Annotated in this window: 23 protein-coding genes and 1 riboswitch; of the genes, 3 read left to right on the forward strand and 20 right to left on the reverse strand. The window is 56.5% G+C overall.

Annotated features, from left to right (window positions below; translation table 11 throughout):
• Positions 1–408: 408 nt before the first annotated feature.
• The 19 genes from HP15_RS18010 to urtA all read right to left on the reverse strand — a co-directional run bounded on the left by HP15_RS18010 (position 409) and on the right by urtA (position 18142).
• Complete coding sequence (locus tag HP15_RS18010; RefSeq protein ID WP_041645812.1) at positions 409–1143, reverse strand: restriction endonuclease; 735 nt, start codon at positions 1141–1143, stop codon at positions 409–411.
• A gap of 97 nt (positions 1144–1240) precedes the next feature.
• A complete protein-coding gene (locus tag HP15_RS18015; RefSeq protein WP_041645815.1) occupies positions 1241–1645 on the reverse strand; it encodes an HI0074 family nucleotidyltransferase substrate-binding subunit in 405 nt (134 codons plus the stop codon).
• Positions 1632–1925: a nucleotidyltransferase domain-containing protein gene (locus HP15_RS22020; RefSeq protein WP_081449853.1), complete on the reverse strand. Its 294-nt coding sequence runs from the start codon at positions 1923–1925 to the stop codon at positions 1632–1634. The genes HP15_RS18015 and HP15_RS22020 overlap by 14 nt, the downstream gene beginning before the upstream one ends.
• 98 nt (positions 1926–2023) lie before the next feature.
• A complete protein-coding gene (locus HP15_RS18020; protein WP_227499664.1) occupies positions 2024–2314 on the reverse strand; it encodes a hypothetical protein in 291 nt (96 codons plus the stop codon).
• Between the two features lie 65 nt (positions 2315–2379).
• Complete coding sequence (locus tag HP15_RS18025) at positions 2380–2985, reverse strand: hypothetical protein (protein WP_014578794.1); 606 nt, start codon at positions 2983–2985, stop codon at positions 2380–2382.
• A gap of 96 nt (positions 2986–3081) precedes the next feature.
• The gene (locus HP15_RS18030) at positions 3082–3447 is read right to left on the reverse strand and encodes a hypothetical protein (RefSeq protein WP_041645817.1); all 366 of its coding nucleotides are present in this window, start codon (positions 3445–3447) and stop codon (positions 3082–3084) included.
• A gap of 80 nt (positions 3448–3527) precedes the next feature.
• Positions 3528–4196: a trypsin-like peptidase domain-containing protein gene (locus tag HP15_RS18035; RefSeq protein WP_014578796.1), complete on the reverse strand. Its 669-nt coding sequence runs from the start codon at positions 4194–4196 to the stop codon at positions 3528–3530.
• Between the two features lie 51 nt (positions 4197–4247).
• Complete coding sequence (locus HP15_RS18040; RefSeq protein ID WP_041645819.1) at positions 4248–4724, reverse strand: hypothetical protein; 477 nt, start codon at positions 4722–4724, stop codon at positions 4248–4250.
• A 321-nt stretch (positions 4725–5045) separates the two neighbouring features.
• Positions 5046–6104: a ribonucleotide-diphosphate reductase subunit beta gene (locus HP15_RS18045; protein ID WP_014578797.1), complete on the reverse strand. Its 1059-nt coding sequence runs from the start codon at positions 6102–6104 to the stop codon at positions 5046–5048.
• Positions 6105–6134: 30 nt separating this feature from the next.
• Positions 6135–8900, reverse strand: a complete 2766-nt coding sequence (locus HP15_RS18050; RefSeq protein WP_014578798.1) for a ribonucleoside-diphosphate reductase subunit alpha — start codon at positions 8898–8900, stop codon at positions 6135–6137.
• Between the two features lie 129 nt (positions 8901–9029).
• Positions 9030–9208: riboswitch (cobalamin riboswitch) on the reverse strand.
• Between the two features lie 155 nt (positions 9209–9363).
• Positions 9364–9717: an FmdB family zinc ribbon protein gene (locus tag HP15_RS18055; protein ID WP_041645822.1), complete on the reverse strand. Its 354-nt coding sequence runs from the start codon at positions 9715–9717 to the stop codon at positions 9364–9366.
• Between the two features lie 5 nt (positions 9718–9722).
• Entirely contained in the window at positions 9723–10955 is a 1233-nt protein-coding gene (gene fmdA, locus HP15_RS18060) for a formamidase (RefSeq protein WP_014578800.1), read from the reverse strand.
• Positions 10956–11056: 101 nt separating this feature from the next.
• A complete protein-coding gene (locus tag HP15_RS18065) occupies positions 11057–12100 on the reverse strand; it encodes an AAA family ATPase (protein WP_014578801.1) in 1044 nt (347 codons plus the stop codon).
• A gap of 15 nt (positions 12101–12115) precedes the next feature.
• Positions 12116–13162: an aliphatic amidase gene (locus HP15_RS18070; protein WP_014578802.1), complete on the reverse strand. Its 1047-nt coding sequence runs from the start codon at positions 13160–13162 to the stop codon at positions 12116–12118.
• 14 nt (positions 13163–13176) lie between these two features.
• Positions 13177–13866, reverse strand: coding sequence for an urea ABC transporter ATP-binding subunit UrtE (urtE, locus tag HP15_RS18075; RefSeq protein WP_014578803.1), 690 nt, complete (start codon positions 13864–13866; stop codon positions 13177–13179).
• A gap of 2 nt (positions 13867–13868) precedes the next feature.
• A complete protein-coding gene (gene urtD / locus HP15_RS18080) occupies positions 13869–14627 on the reverse strand; it encodes an urea ABC transporter ATP-binding protein UrtD (RefSeq protein ID WP_041645827.1) in 759 nt (252 codons plus the stop codon).
• Positions 14627–15835 (reverse strand): urea ABC transporter permease subunit UrtC, encoded by a 1209-nt coding sequence (gene urtC, locus HP15_RS18085; protein WP_014578805.1) that lies wholly within the window; start codon positions 15833–15835, stop codon positions 14627–14629. The genes urtD and urtC overlap by 1 nt, the downstream gene beginning before the upstream one ends.
• Positions 15836–15844: 9 nt before the next feature.
• Entirely contained in the window at positions 15845–16771 is a 927-nt protein-coding gene (urtB, locus tag HP15_RS18090) for an urea ABC transporter permease subunit UrtB (protein ID WP_014578806.1), read from the reverse strand.
• A 99-nt stretch (positions 16772–16870) separates the two neighbouring features.
• Complete coding sequence (gene urtA, locus HP15_RS18095; protein ID WP_014578807.1) at positions 16871–18142, reverse strand: urea ABC transporter substrate-binding protein; 1272 nt, start codon at positions 18140–18142, stop codon at positions 16871–16873.
• A 297-nt stretch (positions 18143–18439) separates the two neighbouring features.
• On the opposite strand from urtA, the gene HP15_RS18100 reads away from it, so the two are divergent.
• The 3 genes from HP15_RS18100 (at position 18440) to HP15_RS18110 (ending at position 23510) form a co-directional block, all read left to right on the forward strand.
• A complete protein-coding gene (locus tag HP15_RS18100) occupies positions 18440–21823 on the forward strand; it encodes an ATP-binding protein (protein WP_014578808.1) in 3384 nt (1127 codons plus the stop codon).
• A complete protein-coding gene (locus tag HP15_RS18105) occupies positions 21810–22715 on the forward strand; it encodes a response regulator transcription factor (protein ID WP_041645830.1) in 906 nt (301 codons plus the stop codon). Before HP15_RS18100 ends, HP15_RS18105 begins: the two co-directional genes overlap by 14 nt.
• Positions 22716–22823: 108 nt before the next feature.
• On the forward strand, positions 22824–23510 hold the full coding sequence (locus tag HP15_RS18110) for a DUF3047 domain-containing protein (RefSeq protein ID WP_081449879.1): 687 nt from the start codon (positions 22824–22826) through the stop codon (positions 23508–23510).
• Between the two features lie 13 nt (positions 23511–23523).
• Here the strand turns inward: HP15_RS18110 and HP15_RS18115 are convergent, their stop codons facing one another.
• A complete protein-coding gene (locus HP15_RS18115) occupies positions 23524–24288 on the reverse strand; it encodes a substrate-binding periplasmic protein (protein ID WP_014578811.1) in 765 nt (254 codons plus the stop codon).
• Positions 24289–24432: the final 144 nt, after the last annotated feature.

Genomic DNA, 24432 nt, shown 5'->3' on the forward strand with positions numbered 1-24432 from the left:
CGCTTTTAGCGTCCGGTTGACCATATGGTTATGGCTCAACCAGCCAAGCTCCGCCGGAAAACACAGCTTTAGTGGCAATGATAAGGCTGTGAACCTGCGTGACAGCATTGCCCAGGTGGGCTGTCTTTCCGGCAACCGCCACCATGAGCGAACGCCGTCGAGGCGAACACAACAAGAAACAAACTTAGCATTATTTTTTTCATGGTCATTCTCCGGGATTGAGGTGCTAGCGCATTGTGCAACCTCCATGTTCATTGCTCTCCAACTATCTTGGCACAACCCAGAAAATGTAGACGAAATGTACGTAAAGCGCCAAAACGCCAGCGCACAACGGCGCCCTTGGAATGAAGGCGCAGCCGCAATGTAAAGGGCGTCCGGTGGCCACCGGCCGGGAACTGCTGCGCTTTGTTAGCGATTGCCTGGTAGTTGCAACGTGCTCAACCACGCAATCAAGTGATCATAATCTCGTAAGGTAAGAATATGTTTTGTTTCGTCGGCAACTGCCTGAGCATCCTTCGTGAAAAAAGATGTGGTTACTACAACCCCTTTATTGGCTCTTGCTTGAGTCACCGTTCCCAGCAGACGTTGCACCACCCCGATTCCAACGGATCTGTCGGGTGCATATCTCTTACATTCAATTAGATGCACGCTTCGACCAACAAAATTGGATTCCTCTACCGCGACAATATCGACGCCGCCGTCTCTACTCTGTGGAGTTAACTCCACAGAAAAACCATTGTTTCGAAATATCGAGGCAACGAGCTCTTCAAATTTACGAGGAGGCAAAGAATAGAGCTGCTCAGGATGTCGACGGAAATAAGCAAGCATCTCCGCCTCTACATCCGGACACCAGAGTGAGAGGCAATCGGTGACTATCTTTGGTTCTTCCAAATACCGGAAGTCTTCCAGAAGCTTCTCTGCATCCCCACCCGCTAACTGATCGACGACGGCTTCTAGTTCATCCTCGTTTAGGCTATCCGTTTTAAAAACGGCAATCAGCTCTCTTTCAGTTAACTCCTGCCCAGTGTGCAATTTTTCCGCTGCGGATCGCGCCAGTTTTCTGTGGGCTTTCATGTCTTCAGGGACGGGAGGGCCTTTTCTGCGTCTCTTTTTTCGCCTTGTGTTTGGCTCTAAATCCGCCACATCAGAACTACCTTCTAAACGCTAACGCCAAAAGCACGCGCGGCTTCGGAATGGAGGCGAAGCCGCAATGTAGTATCCGTCGCCGCACCTGTGATTATTAAGATTGTTGAGGATATCGCGCTCTCAAGAAGTCGACAGTTTTTCTTAGTAGCGGACCGACGTGAACAATATCATCGTAATTATCTTCAGCGAACTCTTCGTCAAGATAGTTATGGGATGTGGTATTCCTACTATCTAGCATGTCTAACCATTCGTCTTCGTCATCAAGCCATCCAATCTTAAACGCTTCCTTTACACTTTCACGCGGGGTTTTCGGGTAAACACCCTCAAACTCTAATGCGCGCTTCAAAGTCTTCCACATTAGCTCTATGACATACTCGAACCGTTGAATTGTGCCCTCAACCACTAATTCTCTATTGCGAGGTATCTGTAGTGCCGACTCCAATTTGGCCATGGCTTTTTCGAGATTTCCCAAGCTATCCTGCAACTTACGATCGCTCATATATGACTACTCCTTGAGAGACTATTCGTTCTTGTAGTGCAGGAGGGTTTGATTCGAAATGAACCAACGAAACCCAGTAAAGCGTCCGGGATTCTGCTGCATCTAGCCGTAATCTTGAAAATTTTTTTCTGCACAATTCCGGTGCAAATACTGCAATATCAAAATCAGAGCGAGAATCAAAATCACCCACAGCCCTAGAGCCAAAAAGCATCAGCTTCTCAATTGGATAAAGATCAACCAATTCATCAATAACCGATTGAACGGATAAAGGTTCTCTCATCGTAAAACCTTAACGCCAGCCATAAGCGGCGCCCTGAAAAGGGCGTCCGGTGGAGGGCCAGAGGCCCGTAACAGACTTAATGGCCTTGTTATAAGTGATCAATTTAGCTCGTACTGGACGAAACTGTTCCAGTCACCGATAGCGTCCTGGGCAGCCTGTTGATGAGCCGCGGCAGCTTCTTGTTGCTCTTCGACGAAACGATTGATGCAAGAGCGATAGTCTTCGACCTCGGAATTGAATTGATCAACCTCCCATTGAGAGGTGAACTCATAAGGTTTGCTCGGCTCATAGCATGAGTGGCTTGGGGCAAACATATCTGCAAGAACTGGAAGCGCGATTGCAGCACCAACAATTCCGATACCGAATTTCATACTTCTAAGCTGCATCATTTCTCCATTTCGTTATAACGCGGAGCGCACCGGCGCACTTAAGTGCGTCCGAGTGACGCGATTTGTTATACCTTTTCCCAGCGCAATCCCACGTTCGTATATCGAGCCTGGTACTGGTGCTTGAATTCAGATACTAACGGGCTTGCTACCAATGAATGAGCGGCATTTGGATTATGGAGCACCACTAATTCTTTGGTCGCCGCGAATGCTACCGCAATTGCACTGATATATTTCTTTCGATTGGTAAATAAGCCGGGGTGACGGCGTACTTCTACAACTTGGCCATCTTTCCGCTCCATGAACTCCGCAACCCCCATCATCGCAGACTGAATATTCTGGATGAGCAGCAAATCTTTTACGACGAAGTCTCTATTGTCGCAGAGCACAACTACACACGGCTTGCCAGTAGCGCCATGTCCTTTGAATTGAACAGATGCACTCTTCACTCGATCTTCTATTCTGTCAGAGTTGATACTGTATATTTCGTGATGTCCTTCCAGAACCTCTTTTTCGTACGGATTTTCGACAAACTCTTTTACTTCCCAATAACTGGTCAGGCTTCCCACCCAAACCTCAAAGTCAGGTACAGGGTCACCCAACTCAGGCAGTTTTCGGTGTCCGATACCAAGGTCAGTAAGGATTTCGTCTACTAGGATTTCCGACTCGTTCATAGGTTCACGTAGGTATAACGCATAGGTAACCGACGCCGGAGCGCCAGCGGAGGGAACCAAAAGCGGTACGCTTTTGGCGCCCGGTTGACCGACTGGTTATGGCTGCTCATTCCGCCTCACGATACCGATGACCAACTTGCCACAACCTAGCGCCAACAAAAGCATCGATAGAATCTGCACTACGCTAATGGCTATAAAGTACCACTGGTATTTGTCTTGGGCTTCTTTTTTGGCTGAAGAGAACTTTTTCAGGAAGTCATCATTTTTCATAAGATTCGAAAGCTGCTCTTTCGACATGAATTCCCAGGTTTCGAGGTTCCAAGGCTCTTGACCAAGCACGCTCACGCGAATCTCTTTCTCCATCCTTTCCTGAAGAACGCTTCGACCTGTTTCCAATACAGATTCGACCAAGTTCACGAGTAAGAAAAAGGCGAATATGGTAATACAAACTTTAAGCTTCACTCGACTTCCCTGTGGCCATAACGCTATGCGAAGCGGCCGGTTTGGAGGCGCAACCGCGCCGGAAAACCGGTCCGCTTGCGCTATTGGTTAGGCAATCTGGCCAGAATATTCTTGACCCAGAATGCCTCTATGATGCCCGCATTGGTCCCAAAATTTCTTATATCATCTAAAGTTTCTGGGTGTATCGGGTTCTCAGTTAAATAACCACTTATAGTGCCAATGACTCGGGGTATACCCGAATCCATGTATATCACTGGGCCTCCGGAAAAACCTTTGTTGTTATGCCCATCCAGAAACAATGTAGTCAATCCGTGTTTTTCAAAGTCAATGCAGGAAATAAGCGCTGCTTTGACGAATGGAAAAGGGAACCTATTATTTAACTCGCCCGATGGTGAGGCCATGCCAAAAGGGAAACCTAGAAAATAGACCCATTGACCCAACGTTGCTCCCGCAGGCCCAATTAAGATCTCATGACGTGGAGATAGGTCAGACTCCAGCCTAAACACAATCGTGTCGGCATGCTCTCGTTCATTGAACACTGTATGGACTGGAACATCCCGCCAAGCCTTGTTCTGGAATACCTTAACCGAGGGAATTTCGAGCGAGCCTTCGAATACGTGAGCCGCCGAAATCAAAAATTGATTTCGGCCTTTCTCAACGGTGTAACCTGAAGCAGTTTTTCCTTCGTGAAAAATTCGAAAAACCCGCTGAATGATATTCGTCGTTATCATCCCTTTGCCTAACGCCATGCGCAGCGGCCGGTTTGTGGAGCGCAGCGGAACAAACCGGTCCGGCTGACGCTACTGGTTAGAAGTTCTTGGCCGCCTATCTGCGGTTTTTCTCTGAATCCATGACAAAAGACAGCACGCCGAGATGGCGGCCAGCGCAAACCCATATGCTGCAGCGGTAATTAGCAGTCCATCCATCGAATATTCCGCACCAAGCAAAATCAATGGGACTAAAATCAAAGCTCCGGCAATAACTCTGTATACACTTAGCAAGCTAAACCCAACTTGTTCAGAGATATCATGAGCGTTTCGAAAGAAGGAATTTATAGTCTCATTAGGCTTGAACCACCAATAATCCACGGCTGAGAGCAAAAGATGCCCTACAAATAAGGCTGCCCAGTACCAAATTAAAAAATCTGCTGCCTTCAAAGATTTGAAAAAAGCGATCAAACCGCCATCACCAGGGAAATAGCATACGAGTACGCTTGGGACACCTCCCAATATTAATGCGCAAATGGTCTCCCTGAACGCATAATCTTTAATTTCCAACTTCCTGATTGTCTTTCTCCCCAACTTCTAACAGCTAATTATACGAACGCGTTCGTATATCACCCGCTCGTAAAACTCCAATAAAAAATGCTCAAGACAAAACGATTTTATTAGATAAAACAATCATTTGAGCACCAACCACCACGGCTACCGCCGGAGTTATACGCCCACCCATTAGCGGCCCCGCTTCCAAACCGGGGCGTATATCTCCGCCCGGCCATTGTGACTTATTCAACCCTAGCAGATAGTTACCTTCATTTCGCACCGGGAATCCCGGAGTTATGCGAACGTGTTCGTATAACTCCGGCTGTTCAGGCGGGTTTACCACTCCAGCTGAGCCCCGGTCTGGTACTCAATCACCCGGGTTTCAAAGAAGTTCTTTTCCTTGCGCAGTGTGGCCTGTTCATCCAACCAGGGCGAGACGTTCTTTGCTCCGGGGAACGGCTCTTCAAGACCTACCGTCCTGGCACGGCGGTTGGCCACAAAGCGGAACTGTTCGCTGTGGTACTCGGCCGAATAACCGAGAATCGGGTCTCGCAGGATGTAGTCCGCATAGGCCTTCTCGGCGGCTTCGGATTCGTCCCACATCTCACGCACGGCCTTCGGATCGAAGGTGATGTTCTCCTCTTCCACGATCTGGTTGACCACTTTCAGGCCGAATGAGAAGTGCATGGCCTCATCCCGCAGGATGTACTGAAGCTGTTCGCCCGTGCCTCGCATCAGTCCTCGACGCTGCAGGGCGAAGATAGGGCTGAAGCCGTTGTAGAACCAGGTGCCTTCGAACACCGCCGCGAAGAACAGGTAAGACATGATGAATTCCTGCAGGTCATCCTTGTTGCGCAGGTTCATGTCTGGCCGCATGGCCGCATCCAGCCGGCGGTTGGCGATCTGGATCTTGCCGTTGATGGCAGGCACCACGCGGTAACGGTTGTAGATCTCGCTCTGGTCCAGGTTGAGGGTTTCGATGCAGTGCTGGTAGGCCCAGGTATGCATGGCTTCCTCGTATACCTGCCGGGCCTGGTAGATCTGCAGCTCCGGCGCGCTCATCTTCTCCATCACCGCCAGGCCGATGTTGCGCATGGCCAGGATGTCGGAAGTGGTGAGGTAGGCCAACACGTTCTCGTATACATGTTTTTCCGGCGCAGTCAGCCGGTGGTGGTAGTCGTGAACGTCCTGGGCCATGTTCACGTCCAGGGGGGTCCAGTGGTTTTTGTTGGCGTTCATGAAGTACTCCCAGGCCCAGGGGTACTTGAACGGTGCCAGCTGGTTGATGTCGGTTTCGCCGTTGATGACGCGTTTATCGTCCACGTTCACCGGTGCCGGGGCGCCGGGATGCGCCGCCCTGGATTCAGTTTTTGGTTCGTCGTCCCAATCAAGCATGTTTTTGCCTCGAAATCGTGAAGTGAGCAGTTACTGACAGGCTTCGCAGTCCGGATCGTCGATGCTGCACACCTGGGGTTGGGGCGCGGCAACCGGTGCGGTTTTTTCAGCGCCGGTAGCTCCCAGGGAGCGCAGGTAATAGGTGGTTTTCAGCCCACGTTCCCAGGCCAGCTGGTAAAGGGCATCCAGCTTTTTGCCGCTGGGCTCGGCCATGTACAGGTTCAGGCTCTGGGCCTGGTCGAGCCATTTCTGGCGCCGGGCCGCGGCCTCCACCAGCCATCTTGCGTCGATCTCAAAGGCGGTGGCGTATCGCGCTTTCAGTTCATTCGGGATGCGGTCGATCTGCTGAACGCTGCCGTCGAAGTATTTGAGGTCGTTCACCATCACGTTGTCCCACAGTCCTTCGGCCTTGAGGTCTCGGACCAGCGACGGATTGACCACCGTGAACTCGCCGGAGAGGTTCGATTTCACGAAGAGGTTCTGGTACGCCGGCTCGATGGACTGGGACACACCCACGATGTTGGAAATCGTGGCAGTCGGGGCGATCGCCATCACGTTGCTGTTGCGCATGCCGTTTGTTGCGATCAGTTCGCGTACGGGAGACCAGTCCAGCCGGGCGTTGGTGTTCACAGACAGGTCCCCTTCCCGGCGGTTCTCTTTGAGCAGGTTGATGGAGTCGATCGGCAGGATGCCCTGCTGCCAGAGAGAACCCTCGTAGCTTTCATAGGCGCCCCGCTCACCCGCCAGCGTGGCGGAAGCACGGATGGCGAAGTAACTGAGCTGCTCCATGGCAACGTCAGCAAACTCAACCGCTTCCGGGCTGGAATACGGCAGGCCCAGTTGATAGAGCGCGTCCTGGAAGCCCATGATGCCGAGGCCAACCGGGCGATGCTTGAGGTTGGAATTGCGGGCCTGGGGCACGGCGTAGTAGTTGATGTCGATAACGTTATCGAGCATGCGCACGGCGGTGTTTACCGTCTGTTCCAGGCGCTGCACGTCCAGCTCGCCGTTGGCAATATGGGCCGTCAGGTTCACGGAACCGAGGTTGCATACGGCGATCTCGTCGGCACTGGTGTTCAGGGTGATTTCCGTGCACAGGTTAGAGCTGTGCACCACGCCCCGGTGCTGCTGGGGAGAACGCAGGTTGCACGGGTCCTTGAAGGTGATCCAGGGGTGGCCGGTTTCGAACAGCACGGTGAGCATCTTGCGCCAGAGCTGCTTGGCCGGGATTTTCTTGAACAGCTTGATTTTGCCCTGCTCTGCCAGGGCTTCGTAATGCTCGTAGCGTTCACGGAAGGCGTTGCCGTACAGGTCGTGCAGATCCGGCGCATCGCTGGGAGAGAACAGGGTCCAGTCACGGTCTTCGCGCATGCGCTCGATCAGCAGATCGGGCACCCAGTTGGCTGTATTCATGTCGTGGGTTCGGCGGCGTTCGTCGCCGGTATTCTTGCGCAGCTCCAGGAACTCCTCGATGTCCAGGTGCCAGCTTTCCAGGTAGGCACACACTGCGCCTTTACGCTTGCCGCCCTGGTTAACCGCCACGGCGGTGTCGTTGACTACTTTCAAGAAAGGCACCACGCCCTGGCTCTGGCCGTTGGTTCCCTTGATGTGGGATCCCAGCGCACGAACTGGCGTCCAGTCGTTACCCAGACCGCCTGCCCATTTCGACAGCATGGCGTTATCCCGGATGGCCCCGTAGATGTCTTCAAGATCGTCGCCCACCGTCGTCAGGTAACAGGACGACAGCTGAGAATGGCGGGTACCGCTGTTGAACAACGTGGGTGTGGACGCCATGTAGTCGAACGACGACAACAGGTTGTAGAACTCGATGGCCCGGGCATTCGGGTCGTCTTCGCGCAGGGCCAGGCCCATGGCAACGCGCATGAAAAATACCTGGGGCAATTCCAGGCGGGCCTTGTTCCAGTGCAGGAAGTAACGGTCGTACAGGGTTTGCAGACCCAGGAAGCCAAACTGCAGATCCCGCTCCGGCTGAAGGGCCGCACCCAGGCGCTCCAGATCAAAGGCGGCCAGAGCTTCATCCAGCAATTCGTACCGGATTCCAGCCTCGACAAAGGCGCTCAGTGCCTGTGGATAAATCTCAGCCAGTGGCAGACTGATAGGCAGGCCAAGGGCAGCGGCATTCTCCAGGCGAAGTTGCTCCAGGAGCAGGCGCGCAGTGACCGCGCTGTAGTCCGGCTCCCGCTCAATCCGGCTGCGGGCCGTCATGATCAAGGCCGACAGCACGTCTTCCTCGGCGATGCCGTCGTACAGGTTGGTCAGGGCATCGTCCACCAGGGAATCACCGTCAATGCCCTCCAGCCCTGTGGCGGCCTGTTCCACCTGCAGTTTCATCAGGCCCAGATCCAGCGGAGCAATCTCGCCACTGGTCTTTTTCACCGTCAGATGGGGGTGCGCCTCAACCGGCGCATGGCGGGCGCGCTCGCGGGCATGCTCTTCCCGATACAGGACGTAGGCGCGGGCCACCTTCTGTTCTTCGGCCCGCATCAGGGCCAGTTCCACCTGATCCTGGATGTCTTCGATATGCACCTTGCCACCGGCCTTCAGGCGACGGCCAATCGCCTGGATAACCTGGTCGGTCACCCGGTGTACCGCGTCATTGATACGCGCGGAACCGGCGGCGGTGTCGCCCTCAACTGCGAGGAAGGCTTTGGTTACGGCGATGCTGATCTTCGAGGGGTCGAAGCCCACAAGCGTGCCGTTGCGCTTGATGACCTGAAGGGATTCGGTGTCCGTGTGCGAGGTTGGCCGGGGTTCGGCCAGGGCTGAGGCAGACATGCAGTGTTCTCCTGAATACGCGTTGAGTTCCTTTCACCATCGCGTACGCAGGGGCACACCTCGCCATGGGAATGGCTGGGCATAACCGGTCTGCTCACCCTGGGTCGCGAAGGTGCAGTTGGGAGCCGTAAGGCTCCTTCATCCCTGGCAGGTCTTCGGACTCAGGGGCGTGAATCGATAGATTCGGCCTCGTGTGGCGACTTCCCGGCTTTCGCCAGTGTCTTGATGCCACGCTTGTTCCCCAATACCGCTGCGCGTCAGTTCCGGAGTCTCACCGGATTCCCGATACCAGAATGGCTGAGATGATCACACGTTGACCGAGTTGGTTACGCACTGATCACTACATCTGGTATTTGACCAAGGATAGAAACACTATATACACGATATTCGGAAGGGACAACCTGAAGCAATAAAAAAGGCCCCGGAGAGGGGGCCAAACACGTGACAGTTTCAACTCAGCCAATCAGTGGCTGATCATCCAGGGCCGCATGGAGGGAAACATCTTCTTCCCGTCAGCGGTGTAGAACAGCATGGACTTTCCGGGTTTCGGGGAGCCGCAGCCGCAGGCGCGACTGTGCTCCTTATCATTCGCCCTTCGGTCTGCGGTGGAAAACACCGGCTCATGCCGGGACCGCTCGTTCCGGTCCTCGGCCGCCCTTTTGGCCGGGTCCATGGCGGCAATGTGGGATGGCAACACGATCACCCGCGGCGACATTGCCTTACAGGTAGGGCATTGCGCCGGCTTGGCCGCATCCTCCATGGTGGCCAGTGTGTGAAAGAGGCCATGTTCACGGCACTTGTAGTCATACACGGGCATGGCGATTACTCCTTATCTTTCGACAGCGGTACGTCCATGCCCCCGCTGACTTTCTTCTGCGGACCATCGGCGGACGGGTTAATGTCGAAGTCGAAGATGCCCGTCGGCAACCAGAGCGTGGCGCAGGCGTTCGGGATATCCACCACGCCGCTGATGTGGCCTTCCACCGGCGCACAACCCAGAATCGCGTAGGCCTGAGCCTTGGTGTAGCCGAACTTGGTCATGTATTCGATGGCGTTCAGACACGCCTGACGATAGGCCACGTGCACGTCCAGGTAATGCTGGCCGCCGTCTTCGTCTACGGAGATGCCTTCAAAGATCACATAGTCGTCGTAACGGGGCTTGATCGGGCTGGGCTTGAACACCGGATTCTTGATGCCGTACTTCTTCACGCCGTCCTTGATCAGGTTTACCCGCAGGTGAATCCAGCCGGCCATTTCGATGGCGCCACAGAACGTGATTTCACCGTCGCCCTGGCTGAAGTGAAGGTCGCCTACGGAGAGGCCGGCCCCGTCCACGTACACCGGGAAATACACCTTGGAGCCACGGGACAGATCCTTGATGTCACAGTTGCCACCGTGTTCCCGTGGCGGCACGGTACGGGCGGCTTCGGCGCCAGCAGCTTTGGCCGCGTCACCGGTCATCTGGCCCATATGGGCGGTCTCACCATTGGGCAGTGTTGCCAGTTCCGGCACACGCTCCGGATCGGTCGCAACCAGTCCGGCCTCACGCTTGTTCCAGGTGTCCAGCAATTCTTTGGAGGGCAGGCAGCCGATCAGCCCCGGGTGAATCAGGCCGGCAAATTCCACGTTGGGAATGTGGCGGGATTTGGTGAACATGCCGTTGAAGTCCCAGATGGATTTCTGGGCCTCCGGGAAGTGTTCGGTCAGGAAGCCACCGCCGTTCTGCTTGGAAAAGAACCCGTTAAAGCCCCACTGGCTTTCTTCGAAGGTGCCGATGTCGAGGATGTCGACTTCCAGCAGGTCGCCCGGCTCAGCGCCCTCGACCCCGATCGGTCCCGACAGGAAGTGAACCTGGCTGAGATCAACATCGCGCACGTCGTCGGCGCTGTCGTCGTTCTTGATCTGGCCGCCGGTCCAGTCATAGCACTCGACGATGAAATCGTCGCCCGGCTTGACGGTGGCCACCAGCGGAATATCCGGGTGCCAGCGGTTGTGGATTTTGTCGTTCTCATAGGCCGACTTGTTCAGATCGATCTTGATAATGGTTTCAGCCATAGCGGGCGCTCCTTGGTGTTGGCTTGCACGATTAGGTAACGGCTTTACTATCCGAAATCCCGTCCCTGTGAGGTATTCGCGAAATGCCCCCGGTGCCTACGTCATTCGACGTATTGGTGCACCGTGACCGTCCTGCCCTGCAGGCCGGCTTCAAACCGGCGGCAGTCCGGATACGCCAGCAACGCCCGGGCAACGGCGGGTTCCAGCCGCTGGCGAAAAGCCCGCAGCAGTTCCCGGGCGCCATAGCGAGCGTCGTAGCCACGGCACAGCTCTTCTCGCAGCTCAGGCGCCAGCGACAGCTCGGCGTGCTTTTTGGACAACCGGCGATTGAGGCCCGCCAGCTCAATGTCCAGCAGGGCTTCCAGCCAGTTGTCGGTAAGTCGGTTGAAGGTGAGGATCTGATCAATCCGGTTGAGGAACTCCGGATCGAAATACCGGCGCAGAGCGGTGTCGCGAATGGCCTCGCCGTTGCCGGCTGATAAACCGAGCCAGCGGCGCCAGCCCCGCTTGTAGCTCTGCTCATGCGTCTCCGCCTCCAGCGCACCGGCGTTGCTGGTCATGAAGATCAGGGTGTTGCGGAAGTCGATCTCCCGGTTACCGGAGGGAAACACCAGCCGACCGGTGTCCAGCACGTTCAGCAGCGTGCGCACCACTTCCTTGCTGGCTTTCTCGATTTCATCAAACAACACAATTCCGGGTTTGCTGAACGAGCCCTGTACCTTGTCCAGATCGAACAGGCTGTGGCCCTCCTTGCTGCCCACGTAGCCCGGCGGTGCACCGGTCAGGGCTGCGGCGTAATGCTCCTGGGCCAGGGTGTTCATGTCGATACGGCACAGCCCATCGCGATTGCCGTGGATGGCTTCGGCAATGAGGCGCACGGTTTCGGTTTTGCCCACGCCGGTAGGACCCAGGAACAGGTGCACCGCCAGCGGCCGGTTGTCCTCGCCGATATCGGCTTTCACCCGCACCAGCATGGATTCCATGGCGGCCAGGGCCTCATCCTGGCCGACGATATTTTCCCGCAGTCTGGCCATCACGGCCTCGGGCTCGAAGCGGAACCGGGAAGCACGAACCGGGCCTGAGGCGGCCCGGTTCTTTTCAATGGTTTCCCGATTGGCTTCCAGCCGTTCGTTGATAAACGGCATGAACGCCTCCCGGGCTTAGGCCCCTGCGGATTTTTCCTTGCCGTCGAACGGCAGCTCGCCCACCGGGCACTCGGCGGTACCTACCGTCTTCCGGGTCATGGCCTCCACATTTTCCTGCGCCTTCTGGGCATCCATCACCCAGGTACGGTAGAACTCGAACGGACAGTCGGCCACGCCCTTGTCGCCGTCCCCGGAGGCATGCACTCCGGTGTAGCCCCGGTGCAGCAGCTTGAACAGGTGATTCTGGGACTGGTCGTTCGCACGGGCATCACGGATCTGGCTTACGGACAGCTGGGCATACTGAATGCCCATGTCTTCCTCACCGCATTCCCCGAGGGTACGGCCATCGAAGCCGATGATCGCGGAGTGGCCGAAGTAGGAATACACGCCGTCAAATCCGGCGGCGTTGGCCACCGCAACGTAACAGTTGTTGGCCCAGGCCATGCTCTTGGCCATCATCACCTGCTGTTCCTTGGCCGGGTACATGTAGCCCTGACAGCGAACAATCAACTCCGCCCCCTTCATGGCGCAATCACGCCAGATCTCGGGATAGTTGCCGTCGTCGCAGATGATCAGGCTGATCTTCATGCCCTTTGGACCCTCGGTGACGTAGGTAGTGTCACCCGGATACCATCCCTCGATCGGACACCAGGGGATACACTTGCGGTATTTCTGGACGACCTCACCCTCGTTGTTGATCAGAACCAGGGTGTTGTATGGCGCCTTGTTGGGGTGATCCTCGTGTCGTTCTCCGGTCAGCGAAAACACGCCCCAGGTGTTCGCCTCACGACAGGCGGCGGAGAAGATGGCCGTTTCGTCACCGGGCACGGTGGCCGCGGTTTCCATCATTTCCTCGTTGTCGTACATGATGCCCATGGTGCTGTATTCCGGGAACACCACCAGGTCCATGCCCGGCAGGCCGACTTTCATACCCTTGATCATGTCAGCGATGTTGCGGGCGTTGTCCAACACCTCGGCTTTGGTATGCAGCCGCGGCATCTTGTAGTTCACCACCGCCACGCCGACGGTATCGTTGCTGCTGGAAATATCACCGTGTCTCATCGTTCTGCTCCTCGTTAAACCGCCAGATAGCTCGCAATCTTGTCCTGATCCGCTTCTTCGCGGCTCTCTTCGTGCACAATCGCGCCCTTTTCAATCACCAGGATCCGGTCTGCCGCATCCATCACGAAGCTCAGAACCTGCTCCGACACCACAATCGACAGGCCCCGCTCATCCCGGATGCGCCGAAGGGTCTGCGCAATTTCCTTGATAATGTTGGGCTGGATACCTTCCGTGGGTTCGTCAAGCAGCAGCACCTTGGGCCGGGTGGCCAGTGCCCGGGCAATAGCCAGCTGTTGTTGCTGACCGCCGGAAAGGTTGCCACCACGCCGGTTCTGCATTTCCTTCAGTACCGGGAACATCTCGTAGAGGTCCTCGGGTACCTTCTTCTCACCAACAGCGGCCAGGCCGGTCTCGATATTCTCCCGTACCGTCAGTGTCGGAAAGATCATCCGCCCCTGCGGCACGAAACCGATTCCGGCGCGCACTCGCTGGAAGCTCTTCAGGCCGGAAAGGTCGTTCCCATCCAGGCTGACCTCACCGCCTCGCGTGGGGGTCATGCCCACCAGGGATTTCATCAGCGTGGTCTTGCCCATGCCGTTTCGCCCCACCACGGCGACAATTTCGTTCTTTGCCACGTCGAGGTTGAGGTCATCGATGATGGTGCTTTGGCCGTAGGCCACCGAATGATGTTTGATGCTCAGCATGATCAGTGCCCCAGGTAGACTTCGATGACTTTCGGGTCCGATTTCACGTGCTCGATGGACCCTTCGGAAAGAACTTTGCCCTGATGCATGACCGTGACCCGGTCAGCGATATCACCGACAAACTGCATGTCGTGCTCGATCACCAGCACCGTATGGTCCCGGGTAATCACCCTCAGCAGCTCGGCGGTTTTCTTGCGCTCGGTGACGGACATCCCGGCCACCGGCTCATCCAGCATCAGTAGGTCCGGTTTCTGGATCAGCAGCATGCCGATCTCCAGCCACTGCTTCTGGCCATGGCTCAACGAGGCAGCCGGCTCATTCAGGGCCTCGGTCAGGAAGATGGTTTCAGCCACTTCCTCCACAGCACTGATCACCTCCGCGTCGCGCTTGAATCCCAGGGCGCCCATCACGCTGTGTCCCTTCGGGTAGGACACTTCAAGGTTTTCAAAGACGGTCAGGTCCTCGAACACAGACGGGGTCTGGAACTTCCGGCCCACACCCGAGTGAACAATCTGGTGCTCCTTGAGCTTGGTCAGCTCCTTACCGTCAAACTTGATGGAGCCGGACGTGGCCTTGGTCTTGCCGCAGATCAGGTCCAGAACCGTGGTTTTACCGGCACCGTTGGGGCCGATGATGACCCGAATTTCCTTGGGATCCAGGTAGAAGGACAGGTCATCCACGGCCTTGAAGCCATCGAATGACACGGTCAGGCCTTCGACCGCCAGCAGGAAATCCCCACTTTTGCTTTTGGCTGCACTCATCACGATTTCTCCGGGCTGTAGGAATCGATCATCGGATCGTAATCAGGAGTCTTCTCAGCGGTCGGCTTCGGCTCTGCGGCTTTTTCCGCGGGCTTGGCCTCCAGCTGTGCACCCTTGTTGCGCTTGAAGATCTTGTCTTCCAGGGGCATGACGTAGGTCTGATACAGGCCGGCCAGACCGTTCGGGAAGGCCAGTACGACACCGATAAACAACGCACCCATGGCAAACGGCCAGAGTTCCGGGAAGGATTCCGAGAAGCCACTCTTGGCGGCATTCACCAGCAAGGCACCGTAGACCGCGCCGAGGATGGACAACCGGCCACCCAAGGCACAGAAGATGACCATCTCGATGGAAGCGACGATGCCGATGAACGACGGCGACATGAAGCCGACAATCAGGGTGAACATGGCACCACCGACGCCGGCAAAAGCCGCCGCCAGGCAGAACACGAAGATCTTGAAGGCGGCAACGTCATAGCCGGAAAAACGCACTCGGTTTTCCTGGGCGTTCATGGCTACCAGGATGCGGCCCAGCTTCCGGTTCTGGACAAGGCGCGCCACAAACAGGCAGAGGAACAGCATGCCAACACAGACAAAGTACAGGATGGTCCGGGCTTCATCGGTGCGGATGTCCCAGCCGTTCAGCGTCTGCAGATCGGTAATGCCGTTCACACCGCCGGTATAGCCCTGCTGTCCGATAATCAGGATCGTCAGGATTGCGGCGATGGCCTGGGTGATGATGGCGAAGTACACGCCCCCCACCCGCCGGGTGAACATGGCGAAGCCGATAACGAACGCCAGCAGAACCGGCACACCGATCACCGCCAGCAGGGTGAAGGAGAAGCTGTGGAACGGTTCCCAGAACCAGGGCAGCTCGGTGAGCTGGTTCCAGTCCATGAAATCCGGGATGCCGGGGGTGGACTGGATGGCGGTGGCCTCCGGAGTGGAAGCCTCCAGCTTCAGGAACATGGCCATGCAGTAGCCGCCAAGACCAAAGAACACACCCTGGCCCAGGCTGAGAATGCCGGCCTTGCCCCAGCACATCACCAGGCCAATGGCGACAAAGGCGTATGTCAGGTACTTGCCCACCATGTTCAGGCGGAATGGGTCCAGCGCCAGTGGCAAAAGCACCACCAACAACACGGCCAGTGCGACGTAATACAGTCCCTCGCGGGTGGCAAACCATTTCAATGGGGATGAACTCTTCATGACAATCTCCTAGCGACGGACCTTGAGGGCCATGAGTCCTTCTGGACGCAGCATCAGGATGCCGACGACAACCAGCAGGGTGAGCACCTTGGCCATGGAACCACTGAGGAAGAACTCCATGGTGGACTGGGCCTGGGATATACCGAAGGCGGACACAATGGTGCCGATCAGGCTCTGGGCACCGCCAAACACCACCACCAGGAAGGTGTCTACGATATAAGCCTGGCCAGAGGACGGACCGGTGGAACCGATCATGGTGAAGGCAGCACCCGCGACGCCGGCGATGCCACACCCGAGGGCAAAGGTGGCTCGGTCGATACCGGCACTGTTGATACCAACGGCTTCAGCCATGGGGCGATTCTGAACCACCGCCCGCACTTTCTTGCCATAGCCGGATCGGTACATCAGGAAATACACGCCCACGGCAATGGACAGCGCGATGATCATCACGAACAGGCCGTTGATGGGCAGCTCCACCAGGTCAGTCACCTGGATCGCCCCCATCATCCACTCGGGCAGGTCCACGCCCACTTCCCGGGCGCCAAAGATGGATCGGTAAGCCTGCTGCATGATCAGGCTCAGACCCCAGGTGGCCAGAAGGGTATCCAGTGGTCGGTGATAGAGTCGCCGTATCATGAGCCATTCGACGAATGCCCCCAGGGCAGCACAAATCAGGAAAGCCAGAACCATGGCGACGAAGAAATAGCCGCCGAACAGGCTCGGCAGATAGGACTGGAAAAAGCCGGATGTCAGGTAGGTGGTGTAGGCGCCGAGGATCATGAACTCCCCGTGGGCCATATTGATCACCCCCATCTGACCAAAGATGATGGCCAGGCCCAACGCCATCAGTACGAATACTGAAAACAGGGAGAGCCCGGCAAACCCCTGCATGGCAAATATCGACATCAATTCACTGCTGGTGTAGCCATCAAACATGACCCTTACTCCCCTTTAGACCAACTTACCCTTCAAACCCTTAATCTCGTTTTGCAGAGGCAACGGATGCTGGCGCCCGGGGGCGCCAGCAGTCCGGGCTTATTGGTAGCCTTCCGGGAACGGGTCCGGTTCCATCAGTTCTTCGGTCTCGTAGACAACCTTGTACTGGCCGTCAGGTTGAGCCTGGCCGATGCGGGTCTTGGACCACAGGTGATGGTTTTCGTGGATGCGCACGTAACCCTCTGGCGCTTTCGTGAACTCGATGCCTGCGAACTCTTCACGGATCTTGTCGATGTCGAATGAGCCGGCTTTTTCAACCGCCGCTTTCCACAGCCATGGGCCGAGATAAGCCGCCTGGGTCACGTCACCGATGACCATGTCATCGCCGTAGGCTTCCTTGAAGGCCGCAACAAATTCCTTGTTGTTGGGGTTATCGAGGCTCTGGAAATACTTCATGGAGGCGTAGATGCCGTCCACGTTCTCACCGCCGATACCGCGGATCTCGTCCTCGGTCACGGAGATGGTCAGCAGAAGGGGCTTCTCATCGGTGAAATCGATACCGGCCGCTTTCATCTGCTTGTAGAAGGCCACGTTGGAGCCACCGACAACCGAGGCAAAGATGACGTCTGGCTTACGCAGCTTGATCTTGTTGATCACCGAGTTGAACTGGGTGTGACCCAGCGGATAGTACTCCTCGCCAGAGACCTTGAGGCCCAGCTTGTCCTCGATGTGCTTGCGGGCGATCTTGTTCGAAGTACGGGGCCAGATGTAGTCCGATCCGAGCAGATAGAAGCTTTTGGCACCCTTGGTTTCTGCGGCCCAGTCGATACTGGCAAGGATCTGCTGGGTCGCTTCCTGGCCGGTGTAGACCACGTTGGGCGACTGCTCAAGACCCTCGTAGAAGGTGGGATAATAGAGCATGCCGTTGTATTGCTCGATAACCGGGAGAACGGCCTTGCGGGAAGCCGAGGTCCAGGCGCCGAAGATCGCAGCAACGTTGTCCTGGCGCAGTAGCTTCCGGGATTTTTCAGCGAAGGTCGGCCAGTCACTGGCGCCGTCTTCCTGAACGAATTCAATCTGGCGGCCCAGGACACCACCGGAGGCGTTGATCTGGTCAATAGCCAGCTTTTCCGCCTGAACCGAGCCAATCTCACTGATCGCCATTGTGCCGGTGATGGAGTGCAGAATGCCGACCGTAACAGTGTCATCCGTCACCGCCAGACCAGTCGTGTTGACCTCTGCTGTGGCCGGCACTGCCGCCTGTGCCGACGTCGCAAGCATGACGGAAGCCGCCAGCGTCATCAGGCTCTTTTTCAGCCCCAGTCCCTTACCGAACGACCGCCCGTTGGCGGCTTGATCTGTCGTATCCATGGTGATTCCTCGCAGTTTTTGAAGTCCGGATCCGCGCTTCCCTTCGAAAGCACAGTGCCCACGAGAATCATTCTGCTCGGCACCCGTACAGGTGCCCATTCGGCAATCGCCCCAGCGCGCTACGTCATTTGACGCATTCCTGTAACCAACAGGACAGGCTAAAAACGCAGGCATGCAGAAGAAGAACATCCCTGCACCGGTCTATGGCACGGATATTGTTCCGGCTTTCTCATCCGGTGCATTTCAGCTTGAAGCTGCACTAACGCGGGGCACTCAAACACCAAAGGCAAGGCAGTCATGGCGGCAAGACAGAATATTTTTCGGGTTCGGCGCAGCTACAACCAGTGGGTAGCCAACCAGACCCTGGAAGACTATGCGCTTCGCTTTACCGCCAAGAGTGCCCGGCGCTGGTCCGCGGCTCGGGTAAGCAACACAGCCCTGGGCGCCATCTCCTTTCTGGCGCTGGAAGCCATCGGCGGCTCCATTACCCTCCACTACGGATTCGACAATGCGGTCGCCGCGATACTGGCCGTCAGTCTGGTGATCTTCCTCACCGCCATCCCGATCAGTTACTACGCGGCCCGTTATGGCGTCGACATTGACCTGCTGACTCGCGGTGCCGGCTTTGGCTATATAGGCTCCACCATCACCTCGCTGATCTACGCCTCGTTCACGTTTATCTTTTTCGCCATCGAGGCCGCCATCATGGCCATGGCGCTGGAAATGCTGTTCGGGGTTCCCCTGGTTCTCGGCTACCTGATCTGTGCCGTGGTCATCATTCCACTGGTCATACATGGCATCACCACGATCAGCCGATTCCAGGTCTGGACCCAGCCAGCCTTCATCTTTCTCCAACTGGTGCCCTTTGTTTTCATTGTTTACGCGGATGCCTCTTCCGTCAGCGACTGGACACAGTTCGAGGGGCTTAACCCGGTTGATTCGGGTGGCTTCAGCATCGTTATGTTCGGGGCTGCGGCGGCTGTCGTGTTCTCATTGATTGCCCAGATCGGCGAGCAGGTGGATTTCCTGCGCTTCATTCCAGAACCCCGCAATGCCCGGGAAAAGCGACGTTGGTGGGCCGCCGCTATGGCAGGCGGACCTGGCTGGATTGTGATCGGCATGTTGAAAATCCTGGCGGGCTCCTTTCTTGCGGTTCTTGCCCTGAAACAGGGCGTTACCGCCTCGGAGGCGGCTGATCCAACCCAGATGTATCTGATCGCCTTCAATTACATTACCCATTCGCCCGAGATCTCCCTGGCGATGGCGGGCATTTTCGTCATTCTTTGCCAGCTCAAGATCAACGTTACCAATGCCTATGCCGGCTCCATCGCCTGGTCCAACTTCTTCTCGCGACTCACCCACAGCCACCCCGGGCGAGTTGTCTGGCTGTTTTTCAACGTCGCCATTGCCCTTCTGGTGATGGAACTGGGTGTTTACCGGGCGCTGGAGGAAACCCTGGGTTTCTACGGCATCGTCGCCATTGCCTGGGTTGGTTCGCTGGTGGCGGATCTGGTGATCAACAAACCACTGGGGCTCAGTCCCGCACACATTGAGTTCAAACGTGCCCACCTGTACGACATCAACCCGGTCGGGGTTGGTGCCATGCTGACGGCCTCTGTAGTAGGCATCATCTGCCACACCGGCATACTGGGCGTCTATCCGGAGGCTCTATCCCATTTTATCGCCATGGGAGTCGCGCTGATCATGGCGCCTCTGATCGCCTGGAAAACCGGTGGCCGTTTCTACACAGCACGGCCATTCGTCCCCATCGCTACTGACCATCAGCTCGTGCAATGCACGATTTGTGAACATCACTTCGAGCCGGAAGATCTCACCCATTGTCCCGCGTATGACGGCACCATCTGTTCACTGTGCTGTTCGCTCGATGCCCGTTGCGCAGACGCCTGCAAACCGGGGGCCGGATATCAGGAACAGCTCAATCAGTTTCTCGGGAGCCTGATGCCAAAACCGGTGTTGGCCGGTCTGCGCTCAAGGCTCGGGCATTTTCTGAGCCTGCTGGTGCTCATCAACGGCCTTTCCGGCCTGCTGCTGTCCCTGATCTATTTCAAGACGCCGGTCGCTTCACCTGCGGAAGGCCTTCTTTTATCGGTAACCCTGTGGAAGGTGTTCTTCATTCTGGTGATCGTGACCGGTGTGATCTGCTGGCTGTTCGTGCTCGCCCATGAAAGCCGGGTAGTCGCCGAGGAAGAGTCCCGACGCCAGAACCGCCTCCTGATGGAAGAGATCGTCGCCCACGAACGGACCGACCAGGCTCTTCAGCAGGCAAAGGAACAGGCGGAGGCCGCCAACGGGGCGAAAAGTCGCTACTTGACGGGGATCAGTCACGAACTCCGTTCCCCACTCAATGCCATCCTCGGTTATGCCCAGTTGATGGAAAACGACGAGACCATCCCTTCCCACCGCAAGGAAGCCCTCGGCGTGATACGCCGAAGCGGTGAGTACCTCGCCGATCTGATCGAGGGGCTGCTGGATATTTCCAAAATTGAAGCCGGCCGGCTGGACCTGCACCGCGATCAGGTCAGGATTGGGCTGCTGATGGAGCAACTGGTGACCATGTTCCGCCTGCAGGCAGAAGATAAAGGCCTGGCCTTCGATTACCACTGCCCCAACCCGCTTCCGGAAATGGTCACCACCGACGAGAAGCGGCTGCGCCAGATTCTGATCAACCTTCTCTCCAACGCCATTAAATACACGGATCGGGGAGGCGTCTCCCTGACCCTGCGTTATCGCAGTCAGGTCGCCGAGTTCACCGTACGCGATACCGGGGAAGGCATAGCCCCTGAGAATGTGGAACGCATCTTCCGACCCTTCGAACGTATCCGGACACCGGGGCAAAGCCGGGCCGGCACAGGTCTGGGTCTGACCATTACCCGCCTGCTCACGGAAATCATGGGTGGCGATATCTCGCTGGAAAGCGTACCGGGCCAGGGTAGTGTCTTCCGGGTCAGTCTGATGCTATCAAGCCTGCATTCTTCGACACCCCGCTCGATATCAATGCCGGCCAAGCGCATCTACGGTTACCACGGTTCGCGGCGAAAGGTACTGCTGGTGGATGACGATGTGTCCCATCGCCAGGTCATGCGGGCCATGCTCTCGCCACTGGGCTTTGAAATCGTCGATCTTGGCAATGCTCTGCAGGTTTTGGCAACCGTTGAGGCGGAACGCCCTGACCTTGTGCTTCTCGACGTGTCCATGCCGGGCCAAAGCGGCTGGGAAGTCCTGGCAATGCTACGACAGCACAAGCACACCATGCCTGTCGTGATGGTCTCTGCCGACGCTAACGAGGGCCACCACGCCGCAGACTCACCGCGTCTGCACGATGGCTACATCATCAAACCGGTTCGGCTGAACCTGTTGCTCGACACCATTGCCAGCGTGCTGGATCTCAATTGGCGATTCGATAAGAGCCCGGATCCCATGGCGGCTATTCCAGCACCCGACCATGGCGTTTTGCCTTTACCCAAAATGGAGCATCGCCTGGCTCTGGCCACTCTGGCCCGGATCGGACACCGGAAAGGCCTGCTTGAGGCATTGCATGACCTGAAACACAGCGGCGAGGCGGCCGAACCCTTTGCGATTGAGCTCACCAGACTCACCAATGATTTCCAGTTTGAGAAAATTCTTGAACTACTCGAGGTAGCCGAACATGAAGCTTCATAATGACCGGAAGACTGTCGTGATGGTCGTAGATGACGCAGTCGACTCCATTCGAATGATCAACGATGCCATGGAAGAGGCAGGTATGACGGTGCTCGTTGCTCTGGAAGGAAACCAGGCGCTTACGATCAGCCAGAATATCACCCCGGATGTGGTGTTGATGGACGCTTTGATGCCCCATATGGACGGCTTTGAAACCTGTCGTCGATTGAAAGAGAACCCTGCGTTCGCCGATATTCCTATCATCTTCATGACCGGTCTAAGCGATACCGAGCACGTTGTTATGGGGCTCAACGCCGGTGGTGTGGATTACGTGACCAAACCGATTAACACCACCGAACTCCTGGCCAGAATGGATGTACACCTGACGAACGCCCGCATGACCCGCAGTGCTCGTAGCGCCCTGGATACGGCCGGTCAGAACCTGTTTGCGGTGGATCACGAGGCAAACTTGCTCTGGGGCACGCCACAGGTTTGCCAGTACCTGCCCGACGCAGCACACCCCGAATTCCCCGAGGTACGCGCCAGACTGGAGGAATGGCTGGGCCACCGTCCCGAGCCGGGCCACAGCATGCCAGTCGAAATCATGGGCATCGACAGAACGGTAGAGTTTCTTGCCCTTGTGGATAACCGGGAATACCTGCTGCGGCTGAAAACACCACAGAACCAGAACAGCGCAACAGCAGCCCTGCGGCAACGGTTCGAGCTGACACTGAGAGAATCCGACGTGTTACTCTGGATCGCGAACGGCAAGACCAACCGGGAGATAGGCCAGATCCTGGATATGAGTCCCCGAACCGTTAACAAACACCTGGAGCAGGTATTCCGGAAACTGGGCGTAGAAAACCGGACGGCGGCCGCAGCCAGTGCAATCCGCTTGCTGGCAATCCAGTAATGGCCTCGGGCACTTTTGCTCATAGCGTCTGTCCATCGGGGTACTGTGAACCTGAAAGCGAGAAGCGCGATGAGAAAGACTGCCACATTTTTATCAGTGCTGGTTCTGATGGGCCTGTCAGGGCTCTTGTTGGCACAGACACCATCCCCGCTCACACCTTTCTCGGAAATGCAGTCCCTGAATGATGGCTGGGAGCCTCTGGAATTCCCCAAGATAGATCAGCTCAGCCGCTATGAACTGACAACCGAAGACGGTCAGCAGGTCGTGCGGGCGACCACGGACGGCGGTGCGTCGGGACTGATCGCACGGGTCAGGCTGGAGCCAACCGATTCGCTGATTCTGCAATGGCGCTGGAAGGTCTCGAATGTCTTCGAAAACGGGGATGCCCGGGAAAAGTCCGGGGACGATTACCCGGCCAGAATCTATGTGGCGTTCGAGTTCCAGCCCGAGAAGGCGGGGTTTTTCGAGCGCGCCAAACGCAAGACCGTCGAGGTGTTATTCGGTGAGTCCCTGCCGGGCAATGCCCTCAACTACATCTGGGCCAATACTCTCCCGAAGGGCGAGATTGTGCCCAACCCGTACACCGAGAAAACCATGATGATTGCCGTGAATTCCGGATCAGAACAGGTCGGCGAATGGGTCACGGTGGAGCGGGATATCATGGCCGACTATCGGGAAGCGTTTGGCGAGGAACCACCACCGGTGGTGGGTATTGCCATCATGTCGGATTCGGACAACACCGGTGAGAAGGCCACGGCCTGGTATGGGGACATCCTTCTGAACCCGGGTTCCTGAGCCCTGAACACTACTAACGGTATTGCTCGGGAAATCCGGGGATCACAAAGCTTTCTCCAAGGTTTCGTATCGGCGGCACTTCACCCTTTTCAGCCAGACGGATGTAGGCATCATCGAACTCTTCCCGCAGGATCGCTGCCCGGGGATTGGCCAGCGAGAACAGCCAGGTCAGATTCCTCAAACGGATCGCCGATTCACGGATTTTCTCGTCTTTGGGCATGGTCAGGGTTTCCACAACCGGATCCCGATGGCCAAACAGGTAATGGCCTCGGCCAAGCTTGAGCATTTCCAGAGCAGCCCGATAGTTTGGAGCCTGGGTGACGTCAATCGAACCTTCCGCCTCCAGCCAGTACAAGAGCCCTCCATAGGTGTACCCGCCTATCGTGATGACGGTCTTGCCCTGCAGTTGATCAAAATGTGTAAGTGGTTCGGTTCCCTCCAGATACCAGGCACTGAGCTGGGTCGCGAGGGGAGTGACCCAGGTCTCCAGAACTTCACCGTTAAGGGCGGGAACGTTGGCCGAACCTGGCCAAACGTCAATTCTACCGTTGCGCAGATACAGGTATACCCGGCTGATGGGCAAGAAGAGAAATTCCGGCTCGTAACCCGCTTCCACAGCGATCTTCCGGGTAAGCTCTATAAAGCTGCCAGCAGGGCGGCCATCGCTGGCCTGATAGGTAATGGGGGGAAACTCCACATAGGCAATGCGAAGCGATCTGTTATCCGAGGTCTCTGCCAGCACAGAAACCGGTTTGAGAACAACGAGAGCAACTATCAAAGAGGCTCCGAAGAAAAGACGGCAGCACTTCGGCCATCTCCCAGTCGTACCCCAAAACCAACTCGCCATAACCACCAGTTCTTATCAGCGTTTTTCTAGAGGTTATCAGAATTGCGGAGAGTTGCACTGACAGCCTCCGCAATT

It is taken from the genome of Marinobacter adhaerens HP15 (genome assembly GCF_000166295.1).
Classification (GTDB): Bacteria; Pseudomonadota; Gammaproteobacteria; order Pseudomonadales; family Oleiphilaceae; genus Marinobacter; species Marinobacter adhaerens.